This window comes from Geopseudomonas aromaticivorans (genome assembly GCF_019097855.1).
Classification (GTDB): domain Bacteria; phylum Pseudomonadota; class Gammaproteobacteria; order Pseudomonadales; family Pseudomonadaceae; genus Geopseudomonas; species Geopseudomonas aromaticivorans.
Map to the genome: position 1 here is coordinate 163,893 of NZ_JAHRGL010000049.1, position 24,015 is coordinate 187,907.

The window sequence follows — 24,015 nt, forward strand, 5'->3', positions numbered from 1 at the left end:
CCGCTCCACCTGCCGCCCCGGAGGACGCGCTGATGCGCATCCTGCTGGTCGGTGCCGGCGGCTTCATCGGCCGCCACCTGCATGTCGCGCTGAGTGCGGCCGGCCACCAGGTGCTCGCCACCGCCCGCCAGCCCGACTCCGGCGCCAGCGGCGACTGGTGCCGGCTGGACCTGGCCGAGCTGGCCCGCGATCCGCGCGCCTTTGCCTGGCCCGCAGGCATCGAGCTGGTGATAAACGCCGCCGGCCTGCTCTCCACCGACCGCACGCAGCTGGACGAGGTACAGAACCTGGGTGCCTGCGCCCTGTTCGAACTGGCCGCCGCTCGGGGCGCGCGGGTGCTGCAGATCTCCGCACTCGGCGCCGAAGACGGGCCGGACACCGACTTTCTCGCCACCAAGGCCGCGGCCGAGCGCCACCTACTGAGCCTCGGCATTGCTGCGGTGGTGCTGCGCCCCTCGCTGGTGCTCGGCCCCGGCGCGGCCAGCAGCCGCTGGCTGCTGCGCCTGTCGCCCTGGCCGTGGACGCCGCTGCTGGACAACCGCGCACGCCTGCAGCCGCTGCATATCGACGACCTGTGCGCCGCGGTGCTCGCCCTGCTGCAGCGCTGGCCGGAGCAACCGTGCAGCCTGGCGCTGGTCGGTCCCGAGGCGCTGACCCAGGGCCAGATAGTCGACCGCCTGCGTGCCGCCCAGGGCCGGGGAGCGGGGCGCTACTCGACGCTGCCGCGGCCGCTGGCCGCCCTCGGTGCCTGGCTTGGCGAGCGCGCTGGATGGCGCGCACTGAACTGCCAGACCCTGCGCCTGGCCCGCCGTGACAACCTCGCCGCGGCCGAGCCACTGGCCGAGGCCTGCGGCTACCGCTGCCTACCGCTGACGGCCCGTCTGCACGACTGGCCGCAGGCGGCGGACAGCGCCGGCCTGATCGTGCCGCCGCTGCTGCTCGCGCTGCTGGTGCTGGTCTGGCTGGGTACCGCGCTGGCCTGTCTCGGCCCCGGCTTCGCCTGGAGCCTGCGCATCCTTGCCGAAGCGGGCATCGACGGCTGGCCAGCGCGGATCGCCGTGGTCAGCGGCGCCCTGCTCGATGGCGCGCTGGGCCTCGGCCTGCTGTGGCGGCGCTGGCGACGCCACGCCCTGCAGGCGCAGATCGCCCTGATGCTTGGCTACACGGCGCTGATCACCTGGCTGCTGCCGCACTACTGGTTCGATCCGTTCCAGGGCGTCGGCAAGAACCTGGTGCTGCTCGGCGCCAGCCTATGGTTGCTGTGGCTACAGCCCTCCGGCGAACGGACTCGCGCATGATCCCCTACCTGCTGCTCAAGACCCTGCACATCCTTTCCTCCACCCTGCTGTTCGGCACCGGCCTCGGCTCGGCCTACTACGCCTGGCGCGCCTGGCGCAGCGGGCAGCTGGCGACCATCGCCACCACCTTCCGCCACGTGGTCGCCGCCGACTGGCTGTTCACCACCCCCTGCGCGCTGCTGCAGCCGGCCAGCGGACTGGCCATGGTCTACCTGGCAGGCTGGCCGCTCGGCCACACCTGGCTGCTGGCGACCCTGTTGCTCTACGCCCTGGCCGGACTGTGCTGGCTGCCGGTGGTGTGGCTGCAGATCCGCGTGCGCGACCTCGCCGTGCAGGCCGAACGCGACGGCACGCCGCTGCCCGCCATGGCCGGGCGCTACATGGCCTGGTGGTTCGCCCTCGGCTGGCCGGCGTTCATTGCCTTCCTGGCGATCTTCTTCCTGATGGTGAACAAGCCGGTCTGAACCAACGCCACTCGTCGCCGGCAGGGAGCAACGACACGGCGGCGGCCAGCCCACAAACGACAACGGCGCCCGCAGGCGCCGTTGTCGTTTGTGGCTGAACAATCAGCGCAGCGAGAGCACCGGCCAGCCGCGCTGTTCGGCGATGGCGCGCAGCTCCGCGCAGGGATCGACCGCCACCGGGCAGTCGACCAGCTCCAGCAGCGGCAGGTCGTTGCGCGAGTCGCTGTAGAAGCAGCTGCCCTCCAGGCTCAGGTCGTTCTCCAGCAGCCAGCGCTCCAGGCGGGTCACCTTGCCCTCACGGAAGCAGGGGATGTCGGTGGTGCGCCCGGTGTACTGCTCGCCCTGCATCTCGCACTCGGTGGCCAGCAGGGTGTCGACGCCCAGGCGCGCGGCGATCGGCCCGGTGACGAAGCGGTTGGTGGCGGTGATGATCACCAGCTGGTCGCCGGCGGCGCGGTGCTCGGCGAGCAGCGCCTCGCCCTTGGCGAGGATGATCGGCTCGATGCACTCGGCCATGAACTCGCGGTGCCAGGCGTCCAGCTGCGCCCGGTCGTACTGGCCGAGCACGGCCAGGCAGAAGTTCAGGTAGGCGCTGATGTCCAGGCGCCCGGCTAGGTAGTCCTCGTAGTACTCGTCGTTGCGCGCCTTGTAGACGGCTTCGTCGAGGATGCCGCGCCGGCACAGCCAGTCGCCCCAGGCGTGGTCGCTGTCGCCGGCCAGCAGGGTATTGTCGAGATCGAAAAGCGCCAGACGCACGGATAGGCTCTCTCAAGGCAGGATGGGAATGGGCTAGCGTACCCCGTTTTGCCAGGACTGCCCATGCGCGGACGCACGCGCGTTGCCGCTGTGACGGGCTTTGTGGAACAATCCGGGCATATCTGTTTTGAGGTGCCTGCCATGATCGATCCCGATGGCTTCCGACCGAATGTCGGCATCATTCTGGCCAATGAGGTCGGCCAGGTGATGTGGGCGCGGCGCATCAACCAGGACGCCTGGCAGTTCCCCCAGGGCGGGATCAACCCGCAGGAATCGCCGGAAGATGCGCTGTTTCGCGAATTGAATGAAGAAGTGGGCCTGGAGCCCGAAGATGTGCGCATTCTCGCCTGCACCCGCGGCTGGTTGCGCTATCGTTTGCCGCAGCGCCTGGTGCGCACCCACAGCCAGCCGTTGTGCATCGGCCAGAAGCAGAAGTGGTTCCTGCTGCGCCTGACCGGCGACGAACAGCGGGTGCGCATGGACCTGACCGGCAAGCCGGAGTTCGACGACTGGCGCTGGGTCAGCTATTGGTATCCGCTGGGTCAGGTCGTTTCCTTCAAGCGCGAGGTGTATCGTCGTGCCCTGAAGGAGCTGGCCCCGCGCCTGCCGATCCGCGCCTGACCACCACCCACCGACCACCGCCTTCTCTTGGGAGCGACGCCCCTTTGACCATGCTCCACACGCTGCGCAAGATCATCCAGGAGGTCAACTCCGCCCGGGATCTGGACACCGCCCTGACGATCATCGTCGAGCGCGTGCGCGCAGCCATGGGCACCCAGGTCTGCTCGGTGTACCTGCTCGATCCGCAGAGCAACCGCTTCGTGCTGATGGCCACCGAAGGCCTCAACAAGGACGCCATCGGCCAGGTCAGCATGGCCCCCAGCGAAGGCCTGGTCGGCCTGGTCGGCACCCGCGAGGAGCCGCTCAACCTCGAGGACGCCGCCAGCCACCCGCGCTACCGCTACTTCGCCGAAACCGGCGAGGAGCGCTACGCCTCCTTCCTCGGCGCACCGATCATCCACCACCGGCGGGTGATGGGCGTGCTGGTGGTGCAGCAGAAGGAGCGCCGCCAGTTCGACGAGGGCGAGGAAGCCTTCCTGGTCACCATGAGCGCCCAGCTCGCCGGCGTCATCGCCCACGCCGAGGCCACCGGCTCGATCCGCGGCCTCGGCAAGCAGGGCAAGGCCATCGAGGACACCCGCTTCGTCGGCGTGCCCGGCTCGCCGGGCGTGGCCCTGGGCAGCGCCGTGGTGGTGCTGCCGGCCGCCGACCTGGAGGTGGTGCCGGATCGCCAGGTCAGCGACATCGACGGCGAGATCGCCTACTTCTACAACGCCCTCGAGGCGGTGCGCGCCGACATCCATGCGCTGTCCGCACGCCTGGCCAGCCAGCTGCGCCAGCAGGAGCGCGCGCTGTTCGACGTCTACCTGATGATGCTCGACGACGCCTCGCTCGGCGGCGAGGTGATCAAGGTGATCGAGACCGGTCAGTGGGCGCAGGGCGCCCTGCGCCAGGTAGTCAACGGCCACGTGCAGCGCTTCGAGCAGATGGACGACGCCTACCTCAGCGAGCGCGCCTCGGACGTGCGCGACATTGGCCGGCGCCTGCTCGCCTACCTGCAGCAGGCCCGCCAGCAGAAGCTGGTGTACCCGGACAACACTATCCTGGTCAGCGAGGAGCTGTCGCCGGCGATGCTCGGCGAAGTGCCGCCCGGCAAGCTGGTCGGTCTGGTCTCGGTGCGCGGCTCGAGCAACTCGCACGTCTCCATCCTCGCCCGCGCCATGGGCATCCCCACGGTGATGGGCGCGGCCGACCTGCCCTACAGCATGGTCGACGGCATCGAGCTGATCGTCGACGGCTATCGCGGCGACGTGTTCACCAACCCCTCGCCCGGCCTGCGCCGCCAGTTCGCCGAGATCGCCGAGGAGGAGCGCCAGCTCAACCTCGGCCTCGAATCCCTGCGCTGCCTGCCCTGCGAGACCCTCGACGGCCACCGCCTGCCGCTGTGGGCCAACACCGGCCTGTTCGCCGACATCGCCCGCGCCCACGAGCGCGGCGCCGAGGGCGTCGGCCTGTACCGCAGCGAAGTGCCGTTCATGACCAACGAGCGCTTCCCCAGCGAGAAGGAACAGGTCGCCCTGTACCGCCAGCAGCTGGCCGCCTTCCACCCGCTGCCGGTGACCATGCGCACCCTCGACATCGGCGGCGACAAGGCGCTGTCGTACTTCCCGATCAAGGAGGACAACTCCTTCCTCGGCTGGCGCGGCATCCGCATCACCCTCGATCACCCGGAGATCTTCCTGGTCCAGGCGCGCGCCATGCTCAAGGCCAGCGAGGGGCTGGACAACCTGCGCATCCTGCTGCCGATGATCAGCGGCCTGCCCGAGCTGGAAGAGGCGCAGCGTCTGCTGCACCGCGCCTGGAGCGAGGTGCGCGAGGAAGGCGTCGACGTGCCGATGCCGCCGGTGGGGGTGATGATCGAGATTCCCGCCGCGGTGTTCCAGACCCGCGAGCTGGCCCGCCAGGTCGACTTCCTCTCGGTCGGCTCCAACGACCTGACCCAGTACCTGCTCGCCGTGGACCGCAACAACCCGCGGGTGGCCAACCTCTACGACTACCTGCACCCGTCGATCCTCCACGCCCTCAAGCGCGTGGTCGACGATGCGCACAGCGTCGGCAAGCCGGTGAGCATCTGCGGCGAGATGGCCGGCGACCCGAGCGCCGCCATGCTGCTGATGGCCATGGGCTTCGACTCGCTGTCGATGAACGCCACCAACCTGCCCAAGGTGAAGTGGCTGCTGCGCCAGGTCTCCCTGCAGCAGGCCCGCGAACTGCTCGACCAGGTGCTGCTCATCGACCACGCCCCGCTGATCCACAGCACCCTCAGCCTGGCCCTGCGCCACCTCGGCCTGGCGCGCATGCTCAACCCGGGCGCCTCCACCCAGAACTGAAGGCGGCCCCCGGCTGCTGCGGGCCGCGGGCGCTTCCGGTACCATGGGCGGCCGTTCTGGAGGCCATCGATGGAATTTCTTCTGTACTTGCTGCTGGGCGCCGCTGCGGGCGTGCTGGCCGGACTGTTCGGCGTCGGCGGCGGCATGATCATCGTGCCGGTGCTGATCTACAGCTTCCAGGCCCAGGGCTTCGCCCCGGAAGTGCTCACCCACATGGCGGTCGGCACCTCGCTGGCGACCATCGCCTTCACCTCGATCAACTCGATCCGCGCCCACCACCGGCGCGGCGCGGTGCGTTGGGAGATCGTGCGCTGGCTGGCGGTCGGCATCCTCGGCGGCAGCGTGCTCGGCGGCCTGACCGCCTCCCTGCTGCACGGTGAATGGCTGCAGAAGATCATCGGCGTGTTCGCCATCAGCGTGGCGGCGCAGATGGCCTTCAACCTGCAACCCAAGGCCAGCTCCGCGGTGCCCGGCAAGACCGCCCTCGGCGTCGCCGGCGGGGTGATCGGCTGGGCCTCGGCGATCATCGGCATCGGCGGCGGCTCGCTGACCGTGCCCTTCCTCACCTGGCGCAGCGTGCCGATGCAGCAGGCGGTGGCCACCTCGGCGGCCTGCGGCCTGCCGATCGCCATCGCCAGCGCGCTGAGCTTCATGTGGCTGGGCCACAACGAGCCGCAGCTGCCGCAGTGGAGCGCCGGCTTCGTCTACCTGCCGGCGCTGGTCGGCATCGCCGCCACCTCGATGTTCTTCGCCCGCTTCGGCGCGCAGCTGGCCCACCGCCTGTCGCCGCTCATGCTCAAGCGCCTGTTCGCCCTGCTGCTGCTCTGCGTGGGCCTGAATTTCCTGCTCTGAGGACCTGACATGCTGGTTTACCCGCAGATCGACCCGGTGGCCATCGCCCTCGGCCCGCTGAAGATCCACTGGTACGGCCTGATGTACCTGGTCGGCATCGGCGGTGCCTGGTGGCTGGCCTCCCGCCGCCTGGCGCGCTTCGACGCCGCCTGGACCCGCGACACCCTGTCCGACCTGATCTTCTGGGCCGCCTGCGGGGTGATTCTCGGCGGGCGCTTCGGCTACGTGGTGTTCTACAACTTCGAGCAGTTCCTCCGCGACCCGCTGTGGCTGCTGCGCGTGTGGGAAGGCGGCATGTCGTTCCATGGCGGCTTCCTCGGCGTGATGCTGGCCATGTGGTGGTTCGGCAAGCGCCACGGCAAGAGCCTGTTCGAACTGCTCGACTTCATCGCCCCCATGGTGCCGATCGGCCTCGGCGCCGGGCGCATCGGCAACTTCATCAACGCCGAGCTGTGGGGCAAGCCCAGCGACGTGCCGTGGGCGATGGTGTTCCCGGCGTGGAGCGACCCCGCCCAGCTGGCGCGCCACCCCTCGCAGCTGTACCAGGCCGCTCTCGAAGGCGTGGCGCTGTTCGCCATCCTCTGGCTGTACTCGCGCAAGCCGCGGCCGACCATGGCGGTGTCCGGCCTGTTCGCCACCTGCTACGGCCTGTTCCGCTTCATCGTCGAGTTCGTCCGCGTGCCCGACGCCCAGCTCGGCTACCTGGCGTTCGGCTGGCTGACCATGGGCCAGCTGCTCAGCCTGCCGATGATCCTCGGCGGCCTGGGGCTGATGGCCTACGCCTACCGACGCCAGGCGCACGCGGCCTGAACCGGCGCCGGCCCGTAGGGTGCGCCCTGCGCACCATGGGCTGGCCTTTCGGTGCGCAGGGCGCACCCTACCAATACCGCCCGGCGGCCTGCCTTGAGCGCCACCGAGGCGACACTTACCATTTCCGCTCCTTCCGAGCCGCGAGCCTGCGATGAAACAGTATCTCGACCTGATGCGCCTGGTGCGCGAGACCGGCACCTTCAAGAGCGACCGCACCGGCACCGGCACCTACAGCGTGTTCGGCCACCAGATGCGCTTCAATCTGGCTGACGGCTTCCCGCTGGTGACCACCAAGAAGTGCCACCTCAAGTCGATCATCCACGAGCTGCTGTGGTTCCTGCAGGGCGACACCAACATCAAGTACCTGCAGGACCACGGCGTGCGCATCTGGGACGAGTGGGCCGACGGCAACGGCGACCTCGGCCCGGTGTACGGCTACCAGTGGCGCAACTGGCCGGCGCCCAACGGCGCGTCGATCGACCAGATCAGCAACCTGATCGCGATGATCAGGAACAATCCGGACTCGCGCCGGCTGATCGTCTCGGCATGGAACCCGGCGCTGGTCGAGCAGATGGCCCTGCCGCCCTGCCATGCGCTGTTCCAGTTCTACGTCGCCGACGGCAAGCTCAGCTGCCAGCTGTACCAGCGCTCGGCCGACATCTTCCTCGGCGTGCCGTTCAACATCGCCAGCTATGCCCTGCTGACCCTGATGGTGGCGCAGGTCTGCGACCTTGCGCCCGGCGAGTTCATCTGGACCGGCGGCGACTGCCACCTGTACAGCAACCACCTGGAGCAGACCGACCTGCAGCTGTCGCGCGCGCCCTACCCGCTGCCGCAGATGCAGCTCAACCCGGACGTGAAGGACCTGTTCGCCTTCAAGTTCGAGGACTTCGAGCTGACAGACTACCAGTCTCATCCGCACATCAAGGCGGCGGTCGCGGTCTGATCGCCTAGCCCTGGCCCTTCGGCCGCACTGCCGACGCTGGCAGTGCCGGCCGCGCGGCTTCCAGTTCGGCCAGCGGTTCGCACTCCTCCAGCGCGTCCCGGCAGCGCTGCGCCAGCACCTGGTACTCGCGGGTGCCGGCCTGCTTCCAGGCCACTTCCTTGGCCGTCAGCTGGCGGCTGACCCGCGCCGGCGCACCCATCACCAGCGACTGCTCCGCGCAGACGAAACCCGCCTTGACGAAGCTGCAGGCGGCGACGATCGAGCGCGCGGCAATCTGCGCATCGTCCATCACCACCGCGTTCATCCCCACCATGGCATCCTCGCCGATCCGGCAGCCGTGCAGCACCGCGCCGTGGCCGATGTGGCCGTGGCGCTCGATGCGGGTCACGCTGCCGGGAAAGCCGTGGATCACGCAGGTGTCCTGCAGGTTGGCCCCTTCCTCGAGGACGATGCGCCCGAAGTCGCCGCGCAGGCTGGCCAGCGGCCCGACGTAGCAGCCGGGGCCGACGATCACGTCGCCGATCAGCACCGCGGTGGGGTGGACGAAGGCGTCGGGGGACACCACCGGGGTGACGCCGGCGTAACGGTAGCAGGGCATGCTCGGACTCCATATGGGCTCACGGGAGGCGCGGCAGGCCTGCCCGGAAAATTGCCCAGACGCGCCGGGCTCGTATACTCAGGATAAACGGCCACCGCGCGGGACGTCTGCCATCAGCGTCGAACGCCTCGGCCAGGCCGTTGCCCAGCGGGCCGTTCACGTGCATCCGCATGGCCAGCCCAGGCCGCACAGGGAGAAACCGGGATGAGCAAGTTCCACCCGCTGACCATCAGCGACGTGCGTCCGGAAACCCGCGACAGCGTGTCGGTGGCCTTTGCCGTGCCGCCCGAGCTGCGCGACACCTTCTTCTATGTGCAGGGTCAGCACCTGATCCTGCGCGCCACCCTCGACGGCGAAGAGGTGCGCCGGCCCTACTCGATCTGCACCAGCGTGGCCGACGCCGAGCTGCGCGTGGCGATCAAGCGGGTGGCCGGCGGACGCTTCTCCAACTTCGCCAACGACCAGCTCAAGGCCGGACAGACCCTCGAGGTGCTGCCGCCGGCCGGACACTTCTTCGTCCCCCTCGACCCGGCGCGCGCCGGCCGCTACCTGGCGGTGGCCGCCGGCAGCGGCATCACGCCGATCCTGTCGATCGTCAAGACCACCTTGGAGAGCGAGCCGCACAGCTGCTTCACCCTGCTCTACGGCAACCGCAGCAGCGCCGAGACCCTGTTCCGTGAGCAGCTCGAACAGCTGAAGAACCAGTACCTGGCGCGCCTGCAGCTGATCTTCGTGTTCAGTCGCGAGGCGCAGGAAGTCGAGCTGTACAGCGGACGCATCGACGCCGCCAAGTGCGAGCTGCTGTTTTCGCGCTGGATCGAGGTGGCCGGGCTGGACGCCGCCTTTCTCTGCGGCCCCCAGGAGATGACCGAGGCGGTCCGCGACGCCCTGCAACGCCACGGCCTGGCGGCCGAGCGCATCCACTTCGAACTGTTCAACATCGACCTGCCCGCCGCCGCCCCCGCTCGCGAAGCCGCCGCCAGCGCGGCGGTCGCCGACCTCGCGCTCAGCCAGGTCACCCTGATCTGCGACGGTCGCCGGCAGAGCTTCGCCCTCGCCGGCGACGGGCAGAGCATCCTCGACGCCGGCCTCGCCCAGGGTCTCGAGCTGCCCTACTCGTGCAAGGCCGGGGTATGCGCCACCTGCAAGTGCAAGCTGGTCGAGGGCGAGGTGGCGATGGACGCCAACTTCGCCCTGGAGGACCATGAGGTCGCGGCCGGCTACGTGCTGTCCTGCCAGGCCCACCCGCGCAGCGCCACGGTGGTGCTGGACTACGACCAGGGCTGAGCGCGGCGCAGGCTCACCACCACTGCAGCACGAAGGCCACGCCGACCAGCAGCGCCACCGCACTGGCCACCAGCGCCGCGCCGGCGGCGATGTCCTTGGCCGCGCCGATCTCCGGATGGCGCTCGGGGTGCAGGTGGTCGATCAGCGTCTCCAGCGCGCTGTTGACCAGTTCGGCCACCAGCACCAGGCCCACCGCCAGCGCCAGCAGCGCCCACCACAGCGCCGCCGGCCGCGTCGCCAGCAGCACCGCCAGCACCGCCGCGGCGGCCAGCAGATGGGTGCGTAAGCTCCCCTCGCGCTGCACCGCCAGGCGCAGGCCGTGCAGGGCAAAGCCCACGCGCTTGATGAACGGCTGTCCCTTCATGCCTGCCCCTCCTGTCCCGCCCACGGCAGGGTCGCCACAGCGGCGCCACGGCTGGCCGGCAACCCCGAGCCAAGCCTCAGCACCCACCCCTGAGCTGCAGGGTAGCCGAACGGCCGGCGCCGCAAATAGCAGAATCGGCCAACCGCGCCGCGGGCGGCAATCCGCCACGCGCAGAGCCCGCGCCCTGGGCCATCGCTGTCATGTCCGCCGCATGCCCGCATGCTACTCTCCAGCCGTCATCCACTTTTCATGCGTAGTGCATGCAGCCTCTATGAGCGTCAGCCAAAGCCTGCTTCTCCTCCTGCTGCTCATCCTGATCAGCGCCTTCTTCTCCCTCGCCGAAATCGCCCTGGCCGCCTCGCGCCCGGTGAAGCTCCGCCAGATGGCCGATGAAGGCATCAGCAACGCCCTGCGGGTCATGCAGGTCCAGGAAAAGCCCGGCCACTACTTCACCGTGGTGCAGATCGGCATGAATGCGCTGGCCATCCTCGGCGGCATCGTCGGCGAGGGCCTGTTCAGCCCGCTGTTCAGCGAGCTGTTCGCACTGCGGCTGGAGGCGCAGCAGGCGGCCACCCTGGGTTTCGTGGTGTCGTTCACCCTCACCACCTCGCTGTTCATCGTCATCACCGACCTGATTCCCAAGCAGGTCGCCATGGCGGTTCCCGAACAGCTCGCCATCCGCGTCATCGGCCCGATGCGCATACTCTCCACGTTGCTCAAGCCGCTGGTGCTGCTCTACTCGTGGATCGTCAGCAGCGTGATCAACCTGCTCAAGCTGCCCAAGCAGCGCGACGACAGCGTCACTCCCGAGGACATCATGGCCATGACCCAGGCCGGCGCCCAGTCCGGCACCCTGGCAGCCAGCGAGCAGCAGGTCATCGAGAACATCTTCGAGCTGGAAACCCGCACCCTGCCCAGCGCCATGACCCACCGGGAAGGCATCGTCTACTTCCTGCGCGACGACCCCGATGCGCTGATCCGCTCGCGGATCGCCGACGAGCCCTACTCCGCGTATCCGGTCTGCGACGGCGACATCGACCACATCGTCGGCTACGTCACCATCAAGGACCTGTTCCAGCGGGTGCTCAACGACCAGCCGATCTCCCTCGCCGACCCCGCCCTGATCCGCAAGCCGCTGGTGGTGCCGGACCGCCTGACCCTGGCCGAAGTGCTCAAGCAATTCCGCCAGGCCGGCGAAACCTTCGCCCTGATCGTCAACGAATACAGCCTGGTGGTCGGCCTGATCAGCCTCAACGACGTGATGAGCATCGTCATGGGCGACATGGTCTCACCCTGGTACGAGGAGCAGATCGTCCGCCGCGACGAGAACTCCTGGCTGATCGACGGCGTCACGCCGATCCAGGACGTGCGCCGCGCGCTGGAGATCGACAGCGTGCCCCACGAGGACGAGTACGAAACCCTCGCCGGCTTCCTGATGACCATGCTGCGCCGCGTGCCCAAGCGCACCGACAGCGTGACCTGGGGCGGCTACACCTTCGAGGTGATGGACGTCGACAGCTACCGCATCGACCAGGTGATGGTCACCCGCACCGCGCCGGCTGGCGCGGAGAACGCCAGCGGGCACTGACGAGGCGCAGACCAGTGACGGCCTGCTGCCGCTGATGGCGCTGCTTAGTGGAACAGGTCGTTGAGCACCTCGTTGACCAGCCCGGTGGAAATAGACACCTGCACCAGATCGGTCCCCACCTGAAGCCACTGATAGCCCTCGTAGTAGGGCAGCCGGCTGACCAGGCGGCTGTCCAGCTGCTGCTTGGCGATCCCCGGCGGCAGCGGCTTGCCGCGCTGCAGGTTGTTGCGGATGCCTGGCGGCAACGCCTTGCCCGGGCTCCAGTAGCCGCGGCTGTCGCCGATGGTCACGCGGATGCGGTCTCCGTCGACATGGAAGCTGCGGTGATCGTCAGAGTAGGACGGCCCGCCGCTCGCCGACTTGCCGCCCCGCTGCGCCGGGCTGCCGTTCTGCGGCTTATGCCCCTGCGGCGCGGCCCCGTTCTGGCCTTGATGGCCCTTGCCCTGCTGCGACGAGTGCATCTGCTGCGGATGCTCCTCCTGGCCCTTGGGCTCGGCCAGCAAGGCCGACGACCCGGCCAGCAGGGTCAGACCGGTGAACAGCACGACGGTTGAACGCGACTTGAACATGCGGCTTCTCCATAAGAGCGAGTGTCCCTGCCGGGAGTCGGCCGGCAGGCGGAATCCGCAAGCAGCATAACCTGCGACTCCGACGGATAGCGGGACGCAGCGCAAGTTGAGGGGCGCGCCGACCCCATCGAACCGGCGCTCGCGGTCCTGCGGCCGGCTCCTGAAGCCTGCGCGGGAATCCCGCGCAGGGGGCACGCTCAGAGCGTTTCCAGCGCCGGCGTGGCGGGCCTGCGGGACATGCTCATGTTGCTGGCTGCCGCCCGGTCACCCTGCATCAGCGAGGTACAGAACAGCGCGACGATGCCCATGCCGACCAGGTAGAAAATCACATAGCGCGGGCTGCCGTCGGCAGCGCCGAGCAGCGAGGTGGCGATCATCGGCGCGAAGCCGCCGCCGAGCACGCCAGCCAGTTGCACCGAGAGGGAAATGCCGCTGTAGCGGATCTCGGCCGGGAACTGGCGGGCGAACAGCAGCGACTCCGGTGCGTAGAGGATCGGGAAGACCACGCCCACCGCCAGCACCATGGCCCACCACACCAGCAGCGGCTCGCGGGTACCCAGCATGGTGAAGAACGGATAGACGAAAGCGCAGAGCAGCAGCAGGCCGGTGAAATACAGGCGCTTCTGGCCGACCTTGTCCGACAGCCAACCGCAGAACGGCATGGTCAGCAGCGACAGCGCAGCACCCGCGGTGATCGCGTGCAGGACCTCGGCGCGCGGGATCTGCAGCTGGTTGGCGGCGTAGGCCAGGGCGAAGGTCACCGCCATGTAGAACCAGGCATTCTCCGCGGTGCGCGCACCGATGATGGTCAGAGTGGCCCGCGGATGATTGCGCAGCACTTCGAGCAGCGGCAGACGCACCTGACGGCCCTGATGCTTCATCTTCTCGAAATCCGGCGACTCGGCCACCTTGACGCGGATCAGCCAACCGATACCGAGCAACACCACGCTGGCGAGGAACGGCAGGCGCCAGCCCCAGCTCAGCATCTGCTCTTCCGGCAGCGCGGCGACCGCGCCCATGGCCAGCGACGCCAGCACCAGGCCCGCACCGACGCCGGTCTGGGGCAGGCTACCGTAGAAGCCCTTCTTGCCTTCCGGAGCGTGCTCGACGGCCATCAGCACCGCGCCGCCCCACTCGCCGCCGACCGCCATGCCCTGCAGAAAGCGCATCAACACCAGGAGCAGCGCGGCCCAATAGCCGATCTGCTCGTAGGTGGGAATCAGGCCGATGGCGATGGTCGGGATACCCATCATCAGCAGGGTCAGCAGGAGCATCGATTTGCGGCCGATGCGGTCGCCGAAATGGCCGAAGACGATGCCGCCCAGCGGGCGGCCGATAAAGCCGACGGCATAGGTGGCGAACGCGGCCAGCACGCCGGTGATCGGGTCGAGGGCCGGGAAGAAGAGCTTGTTGAAGACCAACGCCGCAGCAGTGCCGTAGAGGAAGAAGTCATACCACTCGATGGTGGTCCCCGCCATGCTGGCGAGGCCAGCGATGCGGTAGTGCTTGCGGCCGGAACGGCCAGCTGTCGATAGCGATTCGCTCATAATTGCCTGCTCTATTGTTTTTGTCGTTAGGGCTTTGCAAGTACGCAAGGCAGCGCAGATGGCCACTGCCCGACCCGAGTATATGTGTGCAAACTTCCAAACCAGCAGAGGCAAAACTACAGACCAAGTGTGCAAAAATTCACATCCAATACGGATGTGTTGTTGCTCAAGAGCACGCCTGGCTGGCGGCGAGTAGCCGATGTGTGCGTGTGCCGGGCAGACCCACGCGGGTGCAGCCCCGGATGGCCAACGTGGCTGGATCATCTGGTTGATGATCGGTGCCGAGCCCCGAAGGCGGGGCAAAACTGGCCGCAGGTGCCAAGCGATCAAGCCAGCTACGCTCCCTCAACCACCCACACGCCCGGCCCAGCTTATGCCCCACCAGACCTTTCCCCACGAAGCCGACATCGGCGTGCGCGGCACCGGCGCCACGCTGGACGAGGCCTTCGCCGGCGCGGCGCTGGCGTTGACCGCGGTGATCTGCGACCCGGCCACCGTCGTGCCGCGCGAGGCGCTGACCATCGACTGCGCCGCGCCGGATGTGGAGCTGTTGCTGGTCGACTGGCTCAACGCGCTGATCTACCGTATGGCCACCCGCCACCTGCTGTTCGCGCGCTTCGAGGTGAAGATCGCCGGCACCCGTCTGCACGCCACCGCCTGGGGCGAGCCCATCGACGTGGCACGCCACCAGCCGGCGGCGGAGGCCAAGGGCGTGTCGTTCTGCGAGCTGAAGGTCTGCCGGCAGGCGGACGGCCAGTGGCTGGCGCAGGCGGTGGTCGACGTCTGAGACGCCACGGTGCGCGCGGCGCACCCTACCCGGAAGGTGCGCATCCGTAGGGTGCGCCGTGCGCACCATGCTCACTCGCGAAGGCCGAACGGTCCGGCGAACTTCCCTCCCCCTCGCTACGCTGAAGTGATCCCGGCGGCCTGGTTGAACCCACGGCGCGGCAATTGCCTGCGTTCGCGGCAGTCGGCCGAGCCATGCCGGAGGGCGCCCTGGCTTGTCTGGCCAGGACGCGTCCGCTGACTTCCGGCCTCTGGCAGAGGATCTCCAGCATGGGCAAAGCGCAGCACGGTCGATTCTCCCGAGGACTGCAGCGCCTGGCTCCCGGCCTCGCCGCGCTGCTCGCCTACCGGCGCCGCGATCTGCCGGGCGACCTGGTCGCCGGCGTGTCGGTGGCCGCCGTCGCCCTGCCGGTCGGCGTCGCCTATGCCCAGCTCGCCGGCTTCAGTCCCGTGGTCGGCCTGTATGCCAGCATCCTGCCGCTGCTGGTCTATGCCCTGTTCGGCACCTCGCGCCAGCTGATCGTCGGGCCGGACGCGGCGACCTGCGCCCTGGTCGCCTCGGCGCTGGTTCCGCTCGCCGCCGGCGATGGCGAGCTCTATCTGTCGCTGTCGGTCGCCCTCGCCGGGCTGACCGGGGTGTTCTGCATCCTGGCGAGCTTCATCCGCCTCGGCGCGCTGGCCGACTTCCTCTCCAAGCCCATCCTGGTCGGTTTCCTCAACGGCGTGTCCGTGCACATCCTCGCCGGCCAGCTGGGCAAGCTGGCCGGGGTGTCCGTCGCTGCGCCCGGCGTGGTGCCGGCGGCGGTGCAGCTGCTCGAACAGTACGCCGACTTTCACTGGCCGACCCTGCTGGTCGGGCTCAGCGCCTTTGCCGTGCTGCTGCTCTCGCCGCGCCTGCTGCCACGGCTGCCGGCGGCCCTGGTAACCCTGGTGGTTGCCGCGGTCGTGGTCGCGGTCTTCCGTCTCGATCAGCTCGGGGTGACAGTGGTCGGCGCGGTACCGGCCGGCCTGCCGGAACTGAAGCTGCCGGCCGTGCCCTGGGAGCTGCTCGACGAACTGGTGGCGGCCGCGCTGGGCGTGGCGCTGGTCAGCTTCTCCAGCATGATGCTGACCGCGCGCAGCTTCGCCGCCAAGAACCACTACGAGATCGATGCCGACCGCGAACTCGCCGCCCTGGGCGCCGCCAACATCGCGGCGGCGCTGACCCAGAGCTTCGCCATCAGCGGCGCCGACTCGCGCACGGCGATGAGCGATGCCGCGGGCGGCCGAACCCAACTGGCCGGCGTCATCGCCGCACTGACGATTGCCGTGGTGCTGCTGTTCCTCAGCGGGCCCCTGCGCTTCGTACCGATCGCCGCGCTGGCCGCGGTGCTGATCATGGCGTCGATATCGCTGCTGGATGTGCGCGGCTTGGTCCTGTTGTTGCGCTTCAGCCGGATCGAATTCGTCTTCGCGATGCTGGCCACCCTCGGCGTGATCTGGGTGGGCGCCATCAAGGCGATCCTGGTGGTGCTGGTCCTCTCGCTGATCCGCTTCGTCAGGCTCTCCTCGCGGCCGCGGGTGGATGTGCTCGGCAAGGTCGCCGGCATCTCCGGATTCCATCACCTGGCCAACCATCCGCAGGCAACCACCTGGCCCGGCCTGCTGCTGCTGCGCTTCAATGCGCCAGTGGTGTTCTTCAACGCCAACTACTTCAGGCAACAGGTGGAGCACGCCGTCGAGCGTGCCGGCGCTGGTCTGCACTGGCTGGTGCTGGATGCCATGCCGATCACGCAGATGGATGTGACGGGCTATCTCGCAGTCGAGGAGCTGAGGGCAACGCTACGCCAGCAGGGCGTCCAGCTGGTCGTCGCCGGGCGTTACCAGGAGCTCATGGCGTGGCGCAAGGCGCATGCGCTCGAGGATGATGACACCCTGTACTTCCCGACCATGCGCAAGGCGGTGAAGGCGTTTCTGGAGTGGCAAGAGGGTGGCGACGCTGAGGAGGCGTGAGTACTTGGAGGGGCAGCTACTGGCCGACTTTCCATGCTATTGCATGCCTTGCCCCTCGAAGTCGGGGCCGGGGGGCACGGAGCTGGCCTAGACCGGAACGATCTGCGACCAGTCACGGTCGCGCAGTTGCGCTTCACTTCGTTCGCAGAGATCAACTTACGACGGGACTTTCACCCGCAGAACTGCGCCCATGCCAAGGGCACAGAAACAAGCCCAGCGCAGAGCCTGGGCTTTATTTCAGAACATTTAATCTTCAGGCGTAAAACTCGACCGTCCCCTTCAGCTGATCGGCGAAGTCATAAATCTCATCGACTGACCCAACAGGGTGACGGGTTTCATTTTTCTCCTTATCAAAAATACCAATATACTTTTGGCTACGATTGAAATGAAGCCGGCAGATAGGCTTGCGGTTATTATCATCCAACAAAATACCGCAATAACTTTGAGTATCGCGCTGAACGATTCGCTTGGCGTCGACGACCGACCGCACAATCGCCTTTACAATATGGAAGCCCTCCATTTCCTCAAGTGTGGTCACCACTTTGTCTTCGGCTGTATCGCTCTCATCATTAGCCGCTTTCTCGGAACCGACTGCCGAAGGTGTAACCGTTGACTGTACCGCTCCGCTCATAGCCGACTTAAGCCTATCGTTAATTTGATCACTTAAGAACTGGCTTGCGGCTTTGCGGGTTAGCTCTCCGAACTGCTCGCGGACTTTCTGGGTAATCATTCCGTCATAGACGCGAGAGGCAAAGAATTTCACAAAGTCGTCATCAGGCTTGCTGAACTGAGCGGCGATGAGTTTCTTGATCTGACTCACATACTTTAATTCGCCCGCAGCACTGATGATGGAGTCCACATCAAAGGCCGACTTTGTCAGCTTAATCAGCTCCGGAACGGCATGTTCATCGATGTCAAGCAGATCCAATTCAAGGAATGGCTTTTCATCCATCTTGTTCGGAGCATCAAGATCCGTGAAGAACTTGTAAACCTGACCATTGGTGAGAATGGAAATACGGGCATTGGTGACATGAAAGTAGCGGAACAGCTGGGCCGCATGATTAATATTCAGTGGCTCGCCAACCTTTTTGCACTCAATCAGAATCTGAACTTCACCATCCTTAAGGATGGCATAATCAATTTTCTCACCCTTCTTGATGCCAACATCGCAGACAAATTCTGGAGTCACCTCGGCAGGATCAAAAACGTCATACCCAAGCACGGAGTGAATGAAGGGCATGACGAAAGCATTTTTTGTAGCTTCTTCCGTCTGAATCGACGCACCTTGCTGCCTAACCTTGGCTGAAAGACTGTTCAGCTTTTCGAAGAATTCCATTTCGACCTCCTTGGTAAATTAAGTGGCCATCCTATTGCGCCAACCGAGCTGCGAGCAACACCCCAAAGCACTCGACAGCACAGCACCATTAAGAAAACAGCTTGCCTCTCGCCAGCTACGCTAACCAAATATCTTCACAGGCCCACCCCATGCCCTCCCAAACCTTCCCCCACGAAGCCGACATCGGCGTGCGCGGCACCGGTGCCAGGCTGGAGGAGGCCTGCGCCAGGCGGTGGCCGACGTCTGAGTCTTGGTGCGCACGGCGCACCCTACCCGGAGGGTGCTCATCCGTAGGGTGCGCCGTGCGCACCATGCTCCCTCGCCAAGGCCGAACGGCCCGGCGAACTCCCCATCCCCTCGCTACGCTGAAAGGACTCCGGCGGCGAGCCGATCCTGTCCAGCCCATGGCCGCCGCCCCACGACGACGAGGGAGGCGCCCCCATGCCCCACACCAAGCTGCTGTTCCGCAATGCCGCGCGCGAGAAGGTGTTGCGCGGCGCCACCCAGCTGGCTGACGCGATCCGCGTGACCCTGGGGCCGAAGTCCAAGTCGGTGCTGATCCAGAAGAAGTGGGGCACCCCGCTGGTGTGCAACGACGGCGTGACCATCGCCAAGCAGGTCGAGCTGGAGGACCCCGAGGAGAACCTCGGCGCGCAGATGCTGCGCCAGGCCGCCGAGCGCACCGGCGAGGCGGTCGGCGACGGCACCAGCACCGCCACCGTGCTGGCCCACGCCATCCTCGCCGACGGCGTGCGCAACGTGGTCGCCGGGGCCAGTGCCATCGACCTCAAGCGCGGCCTGGACCGCGCCCTGCAGGCGGCGGTGGATTCGCTCAAGGCGCAGTCGCGCACCGTGCAGACGCGCAAGGAGAAGGCCCAGGTGGCGGCCATCTCGGCGCACAACGAGGCGCGCATCGGCGAGCTGGTGGCCGAGGCGCTGGAGCGGGTCGGCGGCGAGGGGGTGATCACCGTCGAGGAGTCGAAGACCACCGAGACGGTGGTCGACGTGGTCGAGGGCATGCGCTTCGATCGCGGCTACATCTCGCCCTACTTCATCACCGACGCCGACAAGATGCAGGCGGTGCTGGAAGACCCCTTCCTGCTGCTCTGCGACCACAAGATCGGCCTGCTCAAGGAGCTGGTGCCGCTGCTCGAGCAGATCGCCAAGAGCGGCCGCCCGCTGTTGTTCATCGCCGAGGACATCGAGGGCGAGGCGCTGGCCACCTTGGTGGTCAACCAGATCCGCGGCGTGCTGCGCGCGGTGGCGGTGAAGGCGCCGGGCTTCGGCGACCGGCGCAAGGAGCTACTGCAGGACATCGCCGTGCTCACCGCCGGCCAGGTGATCTCCAGCGAGCTGGGCCTGCGCCTGGAGCAGGTCGAGCTGCGCCAGCTCGGCCGCGCCAAGAGGGTGGTGGTCGACAAGGAGAGCACCACGCTGATCGGCGGCGGCGGGCGCAAGGAGGCCATCGAGGCGCGCATCGCGCAGATCCGCAAGCAGATCGACAGCGCCAGCAGCGACTACGACCGCGAGAAGCTGCAGGAGCGTCTGGCGCGGCTGGCCGGCGGGGTCGGGGTGATCCGCGTCGGCGCGCCCACCGAGGCGGAGATGAAGACCAAGAAGGACGCCCTCGACGACGCCATCGCCGCCACCAAGGCGGCCATCGAGGAGGGCATCGTCCCCGGCGGCGGCATGGCCCTGCTGCGCGCGGTGCCGGCGCTGACCGCACTGGAGGAGCAATGCGCCGGCGACGAGCGGACCGGCGTGCAGATCCTCCGTCGCGCGCTGGAGGCGCCGACCCGCAGCATCGCCGAGAACTCGGCGGTGGACGCCGGCGTGGTGGTGGCGCGCATCCTCGGCGAAGCGGGCTCGATCGGCTTCGACGCGGCGACCAACCAGTACGTCGACATGTACCAGGCCGGCATCGTCGACCCGACCAAGGTGGTGCGCATCGCCCTGGAGAACGCGGTGTCGGTGGCCAGCGTGCTGCTGCTCACAGAAGCGACCCTGACCGAGATCCCCGGCAAGGACGAACACGAGCCGCCCATGCCGGGCATGGAGTGAGGAACAGCGATGCGCCCGAACCTGATCGACAAGACGCCCGCCGAGCTGCGGGTGACGCCTAACTGGCCGGCCACCGCGCAGGCGCGCGCCGCCTTCTCCTGGGAGGAGGAGGCCAAGGGCCTGACCGGCCTGCCCGGCGGCGGGCTCAACCTGGCCTACGAGGCGGTCGACCGGCATGCCGCCGGGCCACTGCGCGAACACTGCGCCCTGCGCCTGCTGTTCCGCGACGGCTGCCGCCGCGAGGTCAGCTATGGCGAGCTGGCGCGGCAGACCAGCCGCTTCGCCAATGTGCTGCGCAACCTTGGCGTGCAACCCGGCGCGCGGCTGTTCGTGCTGTGCAACCGCGGCCTGGAGCTGTATCTGGGCGTGCTCGGCGGCCTCAAGGCCGGCTGCGTGGTGTCGCCGCTGTTTTCCGCCTTCGGCCCGGAGCCGCTGGAGACCCGCCTGCGCCTCGGCGAGGGCAGCGTGCTGCTGACCAGCGAATCCCTGTACCGGCGCAAGGTCGCGGCGATCCGCGAGCGGCTGCCGCAGCTGAAACACGTGCTGCTGTTCGACGACAACGGCGGCAGCGTGCAGATCCCCGCCACCCACGACCTGCGCCGGCTGCTGGACCAGGCCGGCGACGACTTTCCGGTGGCGCCGACCACGGCGGACAGCCCCTCGCTGCTGCACTTCACCAGCGGCACCACCGGCACGCCCAAGGGCGCCCTGCACGTGCACGGCGCGGCGCTGACCCACTACGTCACCGGCAAGTACGCCCTCGACCTGCACCCGGACGACGTGTTCTGGTGCACCGCCGATCCCGGCTGGGTCACCGGCACCTCCTACGGCATCCTCGCTCCGCTGCTGCTCGGCGTCACCAGCGTGGTCGACTGCGCCGACTTCGACGCGGTGCGCTGGTACGGCATCCTCAAAAGCGAGCAGGTCAGTGTCTGGTACACCGCGCCGACCGCCATCCGCCTGCTGATCAAGGCCGGCGACGAGCTGGCGCGCGCGCACCCGTATCCGGCCCTGCGCTTCGTCGCCAGCGTCGGCGAACCGCTCAACCCGGAGGCGGTGTGGTGGGGCCAGGAAGTGCTCGGCCTGCCGATCCACGACAACTGGTGGCAGACCGAAACCGGCGGGATCATGCTGGCCAACACCGCCGCCATGGCGATCAAGCCGGGCTCGATGGGCCAGCCGCTGCCGGGCATCGAGGCGGCCATCGTCCACCAGCGCGAGGACGGCAGTCTGGAAATCCTCGGTGACGAGGCCATCGGCGAGCTGGCGCTCAAGCAGCCGTGGTCGGGGATGTTCCGCGCCTATCTCGGCCAGGAGGAGCGCTACCGGCGCTGCTTCGCCGGCGACTGGTACCTGAGCGGCGACCTGGCCCGCCGCGATGCCGACGGCTACTACTGGTTCGTCGGCCGCAGCGACGACGTGATCAAGTCGGCCGGCCACCTGATCGGCCCGTTCGAGGTGGAGAGCGCGCTGCTCGAGCACCCGGCGGTGGCCGAGGCAGCGGTGATCGGCAAGCCCGACGAGATCCTCGGCGAGGCGGTGAAGGCCTTCGTCTCGCTCAAGGGCGACTACCAGGCCAGCGCGGCGCTGCACGACGAGCTGCTCGGCCACGCGCGCAAGCGCCTCGGCGCGGCGGTGGCGCCCAAGGAGCTGGATATCCTGCCCAGCCTGCCGCGCACCCGCAGCGGCAAGCTGATGCGCCGCCTGCTCAAGGCCCGCGAGCTGGGCCTGCCCGAGGGCGACACCTCGACCCTGGAGAACCCGACATGAGCCCCAGTACGAGCTCAGTGCCCTACCCGGCGGAGTTCGCCACGACCCTGCTGCGCGACATGCAGCGCATCCGCCGCATGGAGGAGCGCGCCGCCGAGCTGTACGGCGAGGGTAAGATCCGCGGCTTCCTGCACCTGTACATCGGCGAGGAGGCGGTGGCCACCGGTGCGCTGCACGCCCTCGAGGCCGACGACGCGGTGGTCGCCACCTACCGCGAGCACGGCCACGCGCTGCTGCGCGGGGTGAGCATGGCGGCGATCATGGCTGAGATGTACGGCCGGGCGGAGGGCTGCTGCCACGGGCGCGGCGGCTCCATGCACCTGTTCGACGCCGCCACGCGCTTCTACGGCGGCAACGCCATCGTCGGCGGCGGCATCCCGCTGGCGGTCGGCCTGGCGCTGGCCGAGCGCATGCAGGGCGGCAAGCGCATCACCGCCTGCTTCTTCGGCGAGGGCGCGCTGGCCGAGGGCGCCGCCGCCGAGTCGCTGAACCTCGCCGCGCTGTGGCAGCTGCCGGTGCTGTTCTGCTGCGAGAACAACTACTACGCCATGGGCACCGCACTGGCCCGCTCGCAGGCGCAGACCGACCTGTGCGCCAAGGCCGAGGCGTTCAAGGTGCCGGCCCGCGCGGTGGACGGCATGGACGTGGTCGCCGTGCAGCAGGCCACCCGGCTGGCCGCCAAGCAGGTGCGCGCCGGCCACGGCCCGGTGTTCCTCGAATACCAGACCTACCGCTTCCGCGCCCACTCGATGTTCGACCCCGAGCTGTACCGCGACAAGGCCGAGGTCGAGGCCTGGAAGCAGCGCGACCCGGTCCAGGGCTTTAGCGCGCGGCTGATTGCCGACGGGCTGCTCGCTGCGAGCGGCGTGGCGGCGCTGGAAGCCGAGGCAGCCGCCGAGGTGGAGGCCGCGGTGGCCTTCGCCGAGGCCGGTACGCTGGAGCCAGTCGAGGATCTTGAACGCGACGTGTACACCCCGGAGGGCGGAGCATGAGCCGCATCACCTACCGCGAGGCGCTGCGCCAGGGGCTGCGCGAGGCACTGGCGGGCGATCCGCGGGTGTTCCTGATGGGCGAGGACGTCGGCCGCTACGGCGGCACCTTCGCGGTGACCAAAGGCCTGCTCGAGGAGTTCGGCGAGCAGCGGGTGCGCGACACGCCGCTGTCCGAGCTGGGCTTCGTCGCCGCCGGCGTCGGCGCGGCGCTCGGCGGCCTGCGGCCGATCGTCGAGGTGATGACGGTGAACTTCAGCCTGCTGGCCCTCGACCCGCTGGTGAACACCGCCGCCACCCTGCGCCACATGTCCGGCGGGCAGTTCTCGGTACCGCTGGTGGTGCGCATGACCACCGGCGCCGGCCGCCAGCTGGCGGCGCAGCACTCGCACAGCCTGGAGGGCTGGCTGGCGCACATCCCCGGCCTGAAGATCCTCGCCCCGGCCACCCTGGAGGACGCCCGCGGCATGCTCGCCCTGGCGCTGGCCGATCCCGATCCGGTGCTGCTGTTCGAGCAGGGCGCGCTGTACAACATGGAGGGCGAGCTGGACGAGACGGAAGTGGTCGACATCCGCTCGGCGCGGGTGCGCCGGCCGGGCAGCGACCTGACCCTGATCGCCTACGGCGGCACCCTGGGCAAGGCGCTGGCGGCCGCCGAACAGCTGGCCGGCGAGGGCATTTCCGCCGAGGTGCTCGACCTGCGCGTGCTGCGCCCGCTGGACGACGCCACCGTGATCGCCTCGGTGCGCAAGACCCGCCGCGCCCTGGTGGTCGACGAAGGCTGGCGCAGCGGCAGCCTGGCCGCCGAGATCATCGCGCGCATCGTCGAGCAGGCGTTCTTCGACCTCGACGCCCCGCCGGCGCGGGTATGCAGCGCCGAGGTGCCGACGCCCTACGCCAAGCACCTGGAGGACGCCGCGCTGCCGCAGGTGCCGGGCATCGTGGCGGCGGCGAAGGGGCTGCTGTCGTGATCGTGCCCACGCTCCCGCGTGGGCACGCCGCCGGGGACGCTCCGGCGTCCCGAGGGCGCAGGAGCGCCCGGCCCTGAGCT

The 24,015-nt window shown here is 68.3% G+C and carries 21 protein-coding genes; 15 read left to right on the forward strand and 6 right to left on the reverse strand.

From position 1 onward, the window contains the following. Nucleotides 1–32: 32 nt before the first annotated feature. Together KRX52_RS15350 and KRX52_RS15355 are read left to right on the forward strand one after the other, a co-directional pair. On the forward strand, nucleotides 33–1,298 hold the full coding sequence (locus tag KRX52_RS15350) for an SDR family oxidoreductase (RefSeq protein ID WP_217682592.1): 1,266 nt from the start codon (nucleotides 33–35) through the stop codon (nucleotides 1,296–1,298). Further along, nucleotides 1,295–1,762: a DUF2269 family protein gene (locus KRX52_RS15355; protein WP_217682593.1), complete on the forward strand. Its 468-nt coding sequence runs from the start codon at nucleotides 1,295–1,297 to the stop codon at nucleotides 1,760–1,762. Before KRX52_RS15350 ends, KRX52_RS15355 begins: the two co-directional genes overlap by 4 nt. Before the next feature lie 102 nt (nucleotides 1,763–1,864). Here KRX52_RS15355 and KRX52_RS15360 read toward each other — a convergent pair whose 3' ends face one another. Further along, the gene (locus KRX52_RS15360; RefSeq protein ID WP_217682594.1) at nucleotides 1,865–2,518 is read right to left on the reverse strand and encodes a histidinol-phosphatase; all 654 of its coding nucleotides are present in this window, start codon (nucleotides 2,516–2,518) and stop codon (nucleotides 1,865–1,867) included. 141 nt (nucleotides 2,519–2,659) lie between these two features. On the opposite strand from KRX52_RS15360, the gene KRX52_RS15365 reads away from it, so the two are divergent. The 5 genes from KRX52_RS15365 to KRX52_RS15385 all read left to right on the forward strand — a co-directional run bounded on the left by KRX52_RS15365 (nucleotide 2,660) and on the right by KRX52_RS15385 (nucleotide 8,077). Continuing rightward, nucleotides 2,660–3,139 carry an RNA pyrophosphohydrolase gene (locus KRX52_RS15365; RefSeq protein ID WP_217682595.1) on the forward strand — a complete coding sequence of 160 codons (480 nt, stop codon included), beginning with the start codon at nucleotides 2,660–2,662 and terminating at the stop codon, nucleotides 3,137–3,139. A 50-nt stretch (nucleotides 3,140–3,189) separates the two neighbouring features. Beyond that, complete coding sequence (ptsP, locus tag KRX52_RS15370; RefSeq protein WP_217682696.1) at nucleotides 3,190–5,469, forward strand: phosphoenolpyruvate--protein phosphotransferase; 2,280 nt, start codon at nucleotides 3,190–3,192, stop codon at nucleotides 5,467–5,469. Nucleotides 5,470–5,538: 69 nt separating this feature from the next. Continuing rightward, nucleotides 5,539–6,321: a sulfite exporter TauE/SafE family protein gene (locus tag KRX52_RS15375; protein ID WP_217682596.1), complete on the forward strand. Its 783-nt coding sequence runs from the start codon at nucleotides 5,539–5,541 to the stop codon at nucleotides 6,319–6,321. A 9-nt stretch (nucleotides 6,322–6,330) separates the two neighbouring features. Beyond that, a complete protein-coding gene (lgt, locus tag KRX52_RS15380; protein WP_217682597.1) occupies nucleotides 6,331–7,131 on the forward strand; it encodes a prolipoprotein diacylglyceryl transferase in 801 nt (266 codons plus the stop codon). 151 nt (nucleotides 7,132–7,282) lie between these two features. Beyond that, nucleotides 7,283–8,077 carry a thymidylate synthase gene (locus tag KRX52_RS15385; RefSeq protein WP_217682598.1) on the forward strand — a complete coding sequence of 265 codons (795 nt, stop codon included), beginning with the start codon at nucleotides 7,283–7,285 and terminating at the stop codon, nucleotides 8,075–8,077. Nucleotides 8,078–8,081: 4 nt separating this feature from the next. Here the strand turns inward: KRX52_RS15385 and paaY are convergent, their stop codons facing one another. Next, nucleotides 8,082–8,675, reverse strand: coding sequence for a phenylacetic acid degradation protein PaaY (gene paaY / locus KRX52_RS15390; RefSeq protein WP_217682599.1), 594 nt, complete (start codon nucleotides 8,673–8,675; stop codon nucleotides 8,082–8,084). Nucleotides 8,676–8,879: 204 nt separating this feature from the next. Here paaY and paaE point away from each other — a divergent pair, with 204 nt between their 5' ends. Continuing rightward, complete coding sequence (gene paaE, locus KRX52_RS15395) at nucleotides 8,880–9,962, forward strand: 1,2-phenylacetyl-CoA epoxidase subunit PaaE (RefSeq protein ID WP_217682600.1); 1,083 nt, start codon at nucleotides 8,880–8,882, stop codon at nucleotides 9,960–9,962. Between the two features lie 13 nt (nucleotides 9,963–9,975). Here the strand turns inward: paaE and KRX52_RS15400 are convergent, their stop codons facing one another. Continuing rightward, nucleotides 9,976–10,326 (reverse strand): diacylglycerol kinase, encoded by a 351-nt coding sequence (locus KRX52_RS15400; protein ID WP_217682601.1) that lies wholly within the window; start codon nucleotides 10,324–10,326, stop codon nucleotides 9,976–9,978. Nucleotides 10,327–10,597: 271 nt separating this feature from the next. On the opposite strand from KRX52_RS15400, the gene paeA reads away from it, so the two are divergent. Then, nucleotides 10,598–11,914: a polyamine export protein PaeA gene (gene paeA, locus KRX52_RS15405; protein WP_217682602.1), complete on the forward strand. Its 1,317-nt coding sequence runs from the start codon at nucleotides 10,598–10,600 to the stop codon at nucleotides 11,912–11,914. A 44-nt stretch (nucleotides 11,915–11,958) separates the two neighbouring features. On the opposite strand, the gene KRX52_RS15410 is transcribed toward paeA, so the two are convergent. Continuing rightward, nucleotides 11,959–12,483 (reverse strand): anti-virulence regulator CigR family protein, encoded by a 525-nt coding sequence (locus tag KRX52_RS15410; RefSeq protein WP_217682603.1) that lies wholly within the window; start codon nucleotides 12,481–12,483, stop codon nucleotides 11,959–11,961. Nucleotides 12,484–12,680: 197 nt separating this feature from the next. Continuing rightward, complete coding sequence (locus KRX52_RS15415) at nucleotides 12,681–14,030, reverse strand: MFS transporter (protein WP_217682604.1); 1,350 nt, start codon at nucleotides 14,028–14,030, stop codon at nucleotides 12,681–12,683. Nucleotides 14,031–14,403: 373 nt separating this feature from the next. Here KRX52_RS15415 and KRX52_RS15420 point away from each other — a divergent pair, with 373 nt between their 5' ends. Together KRX52_RS15420 and KRX52_RS15425 are read left to right on the forward strand one after the other, a co-directional pair. Then, complete coding sequence (locus tag KRX52_RS15420; RefSeq protein ID WP_217682605.1) at nucleotides 14,404–14,817, forward strand: archease; 414 nt, start codon at nucleotides 14,404–14,406, stop codon at nucleotides 14,815–14,817. 269 nt (nucleotides 14,818–15,086) lie between these two features. Continuing rightward, entirely contained in the window at nucleotides 15,087–16,808 is a 1,722-nt protein-coding gene (locus KRX52_RS15425) for a SulP family inorganic anion transporter (protein WP_217682606.1), read from the forward strand. 253 nt (nucleotides 16,809–17,061) lie between these two features. Here KRX52_RS15425 and KRX52_RS15430 read toward each other — a convergent pair whose 3' ends face one another. Further along, the gene (locus KRX52_RS15430; protein WP_217682607.1) at nucleotides 17,062–18,144 is read right to left on the reverse strand and encodes a type I restriction endonuclease; all 1,083 of its coding nucleotides are present in this window, start codon (nucleotides 18,142–18,144) and stop codon (nucleotides 17,062–17,064) included. A gap of 441 nt (nucleotides 18,145–18,585) precedes the next feature. Between KRX52_RS15430 and groL the strand changes: the two genes are divergently transcribed. From groL to KRX52_RS15450, 4 genes are read left to right on the forward strand one after another with little or no spacing between them, the layout of a single operon-like run. Then, entirely contained in the window at nucleotides 18,586–20,205 is a 1,620-nt protein-coding gene (groL, locus tag KRX52_RS15435) for a chaperonin GroEL (protein ID WP_217682608.1), read from the forward strand. Between the two features lie 9 nt (nucleotides 20,206–20,214). Next, a complete protein-coding gene (gene acsA, locus KRX52_RS15440; protein WP_217682609.1) occupies nucleotides 20,215–21,975 on the forward strand; it encodes an acetate--CoA ligase in 1,761 nt (586 codons plus the stop codon). After that, the gene (pdhA, locus tag KRX52_RS15445) at nucleotides 21,972–22,967 is read left to right on the forward strand and encodes a pyruvate dehydrogenase (acetyl-transferring) E1 component subunit alpha (RefSeq protein WP_217682610.1); all 996 of its coding nucleotides are present in this window, start codon (nucleotides 21,972–21,974) and stop codon (nucleotides 22,965–22,967) included. The genes acsA and pdhA overlap by 4 nt, the downstream gene beginning before the upstream one ends. Further along, nucleotides 22,964–23,935, forward strand: a complete 972-nt coding sequence (locus tag KRX52_RS15450; protein ID WP_217682611.1) for an alpha-ketoacid dehydrogenase subunit beta — start codon at nucleotides 22,964–22,966, stop codon at nucleotides 23,933–23,935. The genes pdhA and KRX52_RS15450 overlap by 4 nt, the downstream gene beginning before the upstream one ends. Nucleotides 23,936–24,015: the final 80 nt, after the last annotated feature.

What these genes read in the sequence shown, in the direction of transcription:
- KRX52_RS15420 (WP_217682605.1), top strand. Translation starts at nt 14,404, where the DNA reads ATGCCCCACCAGACCTTTCCCCACGAAGCCGACATCGGCGTGCGCGGC.
- KRX52_RS15365 (WP_217682595.1), top strand. Translation starts at nt 2,660, where the DNA reads ATGATCGATCCCGATGGCTTCCGACCGAATGTCGGCATCATTCTGGCC.
- KRX52_RS15430 (WP_217682607.1), bottom strand. Translation starts at nt 18,144, where the DNA reads ATGGAATTCTTCGAAAAGCTGAACAGTCTTTCAGCCAAGGTTAGGCAG.
- KRX52_RS15415 (WP_217682604.1), bottom strand. Translation starts at nt 14,030, where the DNA reads ATGAGCGAATCGCTATCGACAGCTGGCCGTTCCGGCCGCAAGCACTAC.
- KRX52_RS15355 (WP_217682593.1), top strand. Translation starts at nt 1,295, where the DNA reads ATGATCCCCTACCTGCTGCTCAAGACCCTGCACATCCTTTCCTCCACC.
- ptsP (WP_217682696.1), top strand. Translation starts at nt 3,190, where the DNA reads ATGCTCCACACGCTGCGCAAGATCATCCAGGAGGTCAACTCCGCCCGG.
- KRX52_RS15425 (WP_217682606.1), top strand. Translation starts at nt 15,087, where the DNA reads ATGGGCAAAGCGCAGCACGGTCGATTCTCCCGAGGACTGCAGCGCCTG.
- acsA (WP_217682609.1), top strand. Translation starts at nt 20,215, where the DNA reads ATGCGCCCGAACCTGATCGACAAGACGCCCGCCGAGCTGCGGGTGACG.
- KRX52_RS15410 (WP_217682603.1), bottom strand. Translation starts at nt 12,483, where the DNA reads ATGTTCAAGTCGCGTTCAACCGTCGTGCTGTTCACCGGTCTGACCCTG.
- paaY (WP_217682599.1), bottom strand. Translation starts at nt 8,675, where the DNA reads ATGCCCTGCTACCGTTACGCCGGCGTCACCCCGGTGGTGTCCCCCGAC.
- KRX52_RS15385 (WP_217682598.1), top strand. Translation starts at nt 7,283, where the DNA reads ATGAAACAGTATCTCGACCTGATGCGCCTGGTGCGCGAGACCGGCACC.
- KRX52_RS15350 (WP_217682592.1), top strand. Translation starts at nt 33, where the DNA reads ATGCGCATCCTGCTGGTCGGTGCCGGCGGCTTCATCGGCCGCCACCTG.
- paaE (WP_217682600.1), top strand. Translation starts at nt 8,880, where the DNA reads ATGAGCAAGTTCCACCCGCTGACCATCAGCGACGTGCGTCCGGAAACC.
- KRX52_RS15400 (WP_217682601.1), bottom strand. Translation starts at nt 10,326, where the DNA reads ATGAAGGGACAGCCGTTCATCAAGCGCGTGGGCTTTGCCCTGCACGGC.
- groL (WP_217682608.1), top strand. Translation starts at nt 18,586, where the DNA reads ATGCCCCACACCAAGCTGCTGTTCCGCAATGCCGCGCGCGAGAAGGTG.
- paeA (WP_217682602.1), top strand. Translation starts at nt 10,598, where the DNA reads ATGAGCGTCAGCCAAAGCCTGCTTCTCCTCCTGCTGCTCATCCTGATC.
- KRX52_RS15450 (WP_217682611.1), top strand. Translation starts at nt 22,964, where the DNA reads ATGAGCCGCATCACCTACCGCGAGGCGCTGCGCCAGGGGCTGCGCGAG.
- KRX52_RS15375 (WP_217682596.1), top strand. Translation starts at nt 5,539, where the DNA reads ATGGAATTTCTTCTGTACTTGCTGCTGGGCGCCGCTGCGGGCGTGCTG.
- lgt (WP_217682597.1), top strand. Translation starts at nt 6,331, where the DNA reads ATGCTGGTTTACCCGCAGATCGACCCGGTGGCCATCGCCCTCGGCCCG.
- pdhA (WP_217682610.1), top strand. Translation starts at nt 21,972, where the DNA reads ATGAGCCCCAGTACGAGCTCAGTGCCCTACCCGGCGGAGTTCGCCACG.